This window comes from Streptomyces sp. UH6 (genome assembly GCF_013421635.1).
GTDB classification, from domain to species: Bacteria; Actinomycetota; Actinomycetes; order Streptomycetales; family Streptomycetaceae; genus Streptomyces; species Streptomyces abyssomicinicus.
In genome coordinates, this window is the sequence record NZ_JACADT010000542.1 from 1 (window position 1) to 3847 (window position 3847).

A 3847-nucleotide genomic window follows, 5' to 3' on the forward strand; every position below is an offset into this window, starting at 1 on the left:
CATGTACGGCCCGCGGCGCGGCCGGTCCCGGCCGTGCGGCGACGCCCGTCGCGGGGGCGCCCTGTGGGCCGGGCCACAGTCACCCGTACATAGCGGGACGGCGGAGGCGCGATAGCCTGACGCCCGGATCTCTTGACGCCAAGAGATCGATCATTTGTCTCGTTGATCGATCACCATGGCGGGCAGCCGGACCGACCGTCCGGGTGCCGCCTCACGACAGGCGCCGGGGATCCCCGCACCCCGGGGCGGACCGCCCCACCGCCTGCTGTCATACGGAGAACGCCATGACCCGCACTCCCGTGAACGTCACCGTCACCGGCGCGGCCGGCCAGATCGGTTACGCCCTGCTCTTCCGCATCGCCTCCGGTCAGCTGCTCGGCGCGGACGTGCCGGTCAAGCTGCGCCTGCTGGAGATCACCCCCGCGCTCAAGGCCGCCGAGGGCACCGCCATGGAGCTCGACGACTGCGCCTTCCCGCTGCTCCAGGGCATCGAGATCACCGACGACCCGAACGTCGCCTTCGACGGCTCCAACGTCGCCCTCCTGGTCGGCGCCCGCCCGCGCACCAAGGGCATGGAGCGCGGTGACCTCCTCGAGGCCAACGGCGGCATCTTCAAGCCGCAGGGCAAGGCCATCAACGACAACGCCGCGGACGACATCCGCGTCCTGGTGGTCGGCAACCCGGCCAACACCAACGCCCTGATCGCCCAGGCCTCCGCCCCGGACGTCCCGGCCGAGCGCTTCACCGCGATGACCCGCCTCGACCACAACCGCGCGCTGACCCAGCTCGCGAAGAAGACGGGCACCTCGGTCTCCGACATCAAGCGCCTGACCATCTGGGGCAACCACTCCGCCACCCAGTACTCGGACATCCACCACGCCACCATCGGCGGCAAGAGCGCCGTCGAGGTCGTCAACGACGAGAAGTGGCTGACCGAGGAGTTCATCCCGACCGTCGCCAAGCGCGGCGCCGCGATCATCGAGGCCCGTGGCGCGTCCTCCGCCGCGTCCGCCGCCAACGCCGCCATCGACCACATCCACACCTGGGTCAACGGCACCGAGGAGGGCAACTGGACCTCCATGGCCATCCCGTCGGACGGCTCCTACGGCGTCCCGGAGGGCCTCATCTCCTCCTTCCCGGTCACCTGCAAGGACGGCAAGTACGAGATCGTCCAGGGCCTGGACATCAACGAGTTCTCCCGCACCCGGATCGACGCCTCGGTGGCCGAGCTGGCCGAGGAGCGCGACGCCGTGCGTGCGCTGGGCCTCATCTGAGCCTGACGGCACCGCTCGTCCCGACCGCCCCGGCGGCCCTTTCACGGGCCTCCGGGGCGGTCGTGCGTCCGGTGACCGTTCGTGATCGTCCCGATGCGGATCCCGGTTGCACCAGCCTCTCCCGTCGCCTAGATTTCTCGATTCAACTGCCGTAATCCGTACTGCCGTTCGCCGCAAACGCAGAGCGTGGCAGGCGTGTTCGCACACCGGGGGATCCGCTTGACCGTCCCGTCAGTCCCGCAGCAGCCCACCGGGCCCGACCACCCGCAGCCGCCGCCCGAGCCGGCGGCTCCGACAGCCGCGTCACCGACCGCGGCTCCGACGACCGCGTCTCCGACGACCGTGACGCCGGCCGGCGCGACACCCACGGCCGTGGGGCCGACGGTCGTGGCGCCCCACGCCAGTGAGGCGGGCCGGCTGCTGTGCGCGGGCACCTACCTGGACGCCCGGTACCGCGACCGGGTGATCGAGGAACTCTGGCTCAACGAGCAGCGGGTGGCCGCCCCCTCGCTCGGGTTCGACGCCGCCCGGGTGCTGGCGCACGCGCTGCGCGCCCGGCGCGTCGAACTCGCCTGGGCACTGGGCATCACCGCCCTGTGGGGCGTGGGGATGCTCATCACCCAGGGCATGCTGGCCGTGTTCCTGTTCCCCAGCCTGCTGCTGGCGCTGGCCGCCCGGCTGCGCGGGGAGGGCCGGACCGCGCCGCTGTACCGGCGGATCCCGGCGTTCGTGATGCGCTGGTGGGGCCGGCTGTTCCTGGCCGTGCTCGGCGTCACGACCCTCGGCGTGGCGCTCGGCTCCTGGGACGAGGAGAGCGGGCCGGACTACACCGGTTCGGGGTACGGGGAGTTCGGCTACGGCGACTCCGGCTACGGATACGGGGACCCCTCCTTCGAGTTCGGCGACGTCACCGATCTCCTGAGCGGGACGGGCCAGGTCTCGGGCACCACGGCCCAGGCCTGGCTGCTGATCCTGGTCCTGGCCGCTCTCGCGCTGTGCGCGGCGGCCCAGCGGGGCCAGTTCGCGCGGGCGGTGGCCAACGAGCTCTCGCCCGGACGGTTCCCCGACGCCGCCGCCGACCCCGCGGAACTCCAGCAGGGCGCGCGCTTCCGGCGGCTGATGGGGCGCATCCGGCGTGAGCAGCACCAGAACCTGGTCATGTACAACGTGACCCAGCCGTTCTGCGGCGCGGGCACACCGGTCGACACCTGGATCCTCGCCGTCGAACTGCGGCCGGCCGACCGGACGCGCAAGCCCGAGCCGATCAGCAACCGGGTGGTGCTGGACCGGGTACGGCCGCTGCTGGAGGAGCTGCGCAGGCCGCCGCACGGCGGGCGGCCCAGCCGGGACCGGCTGCGCGGCCTGGAGATCGACGAGTGCGTGTTCCTGCCGGCCGAAGGGCTGCGGCACCGGGACGACGCGCCCTACGGCGACGCCCCGCTGGCCGAGCACATCGACGGATCGGTGGAGGAGGGCGCCGAACGGCGGCGCCACTTCCTGCGGATCCGGGTCGGCGGCTGGGAGGAGGAACTCGTCGTCACGGTCTTCGTACGGGTGCACACCCAGGGCAAGGTCCTGATGCTCGAGGTCGCTCCGCACGTCCTCGCGCCGGTGCGCAAGGACTTCCAGGACGTCGACCGTGCCGCGCACCGCCTGCTGTCCGCCAACCTGCTCGCGAAGGCGGCCTGGTCGGTGGCCCGGGTGCCCAGCTCCCTGGTGCGCTCGCTGATCGTCGTCGGGAAGTACCTCGCCGACAGCTGGACGCTGGCGACCGCGGGCAACGCGGCGGCCCTCGCCGAGGGCCCGTCCCTGTCGGTGCGCGAGCTGGGCGCCGCCGTGGACGGCTCGCTGTTCCAGCGCATGGACGCCGCCCGGTACCTGAAGGCCGTGCAGGACCGCATCGCCGACGGGGTGCGGCAGGCACTGGCGGACGGCGGTTACCAGACCGACGAGTTCGTCCAGCAGATCGTCAACGTCAGCAACGGCGGCGTGCACATCGACAGCGTCGAGGGCAGCACCTTCGCCGTCGGTGAGCACGCGACCGCGTCCTCCACCTCCACCGGCCCCGTCGCCCCCGCCGGAGCCCCGGCCGCGTCCGGCGGGAAGGCCCCGCAGAAGGGATCCACCAGTCATGAGCAGTGACGAGCCCGCCGTCCGCTTCGGCAAGGTCACGAAGAGCACGTTCGCCGTGGGCAGCCACGCCCGCGCCGAGTCCCACCACTACGCGGCCGGCCGCGAGCGGGTCGAGGACCAGGACCTGCTGGAGGCGCTCCGGGAGCTGAGGTCCGAGCTGTCCGGCCGTCCGGAGTCGCCCGCGGTGACCGGGATCAACGAGGCCATCGACGAGGCCGAGGAGGAGATCACCCGCACCGGCCGGGCGGGAGAGGGCCGCCGGGCCCGCCTCCGGGAGCGCCTGGAGTCGGCCGAGGGCATCACCAGCTGGATCTCGGCCGCCGCCGCGGTGGCCGCGCTGCTGGGGGTGGGCGGGGCGTCATGAGCGCTGGAGGAGCAGGCGCCGCGCGGCGCTGGAACGAGGACGCGCAGCGGTGGGAGTACCCGCCCGGCGCGGTCGG

Annotated in this window: 3 protein-coding genes; all 3 read left to right on the top strand. The window is 72.9% G+C overall.

Annotated features, from left to right (window positions below; translation table 11 throughout):
* Nucleotides 1-284 precede the first annotated feature (284 nt).
* The 3 genes from HW445_RS21615 to HW445_RS21625 all read left to right on the top strand — a co-directional run bounded on the left by HW445_RS21615 (nucleotide 285) and on the right by HW445_RS21625 (nucleotide 3771).
* On the top strand, nucleotides 285-1274 hold the full coding sequence (locus HW445_RS21615) for a malate dehydrogenase (protein ID WP_180222635.1): 990 nt from the start codon (nucleotides 285-287) through the stop codon (nucleotides 1272-1274).
* Between the two features lie 372 nt (nucleotides 1275-1646).
* A complete protein-coding gene (locus HW445_RS21620; RefSeq protein ID WP_308799646.1) occupies nucleotides 1647-3416 on the top strand; it encodes a hypothetical protein in 1770 nt (589 codons plus the stop codon).
* Nucleotides 3406-3771, top strand: a complete 366-nt coding sequence (locus HW445_RS21625; protein ID WP_151771680.1) for a hypothetical protein — start codon at nucleotides 3406-3408, stop codon at nucleotides 3769-3771. Before HW445_RS21620 ends, HW445_RS21625 begins: the two co-directional genes overlap by 11 nt.
* The last annotated feature ends 76 nt before the right edge of the window (nucleotides 3772-3847 follow it).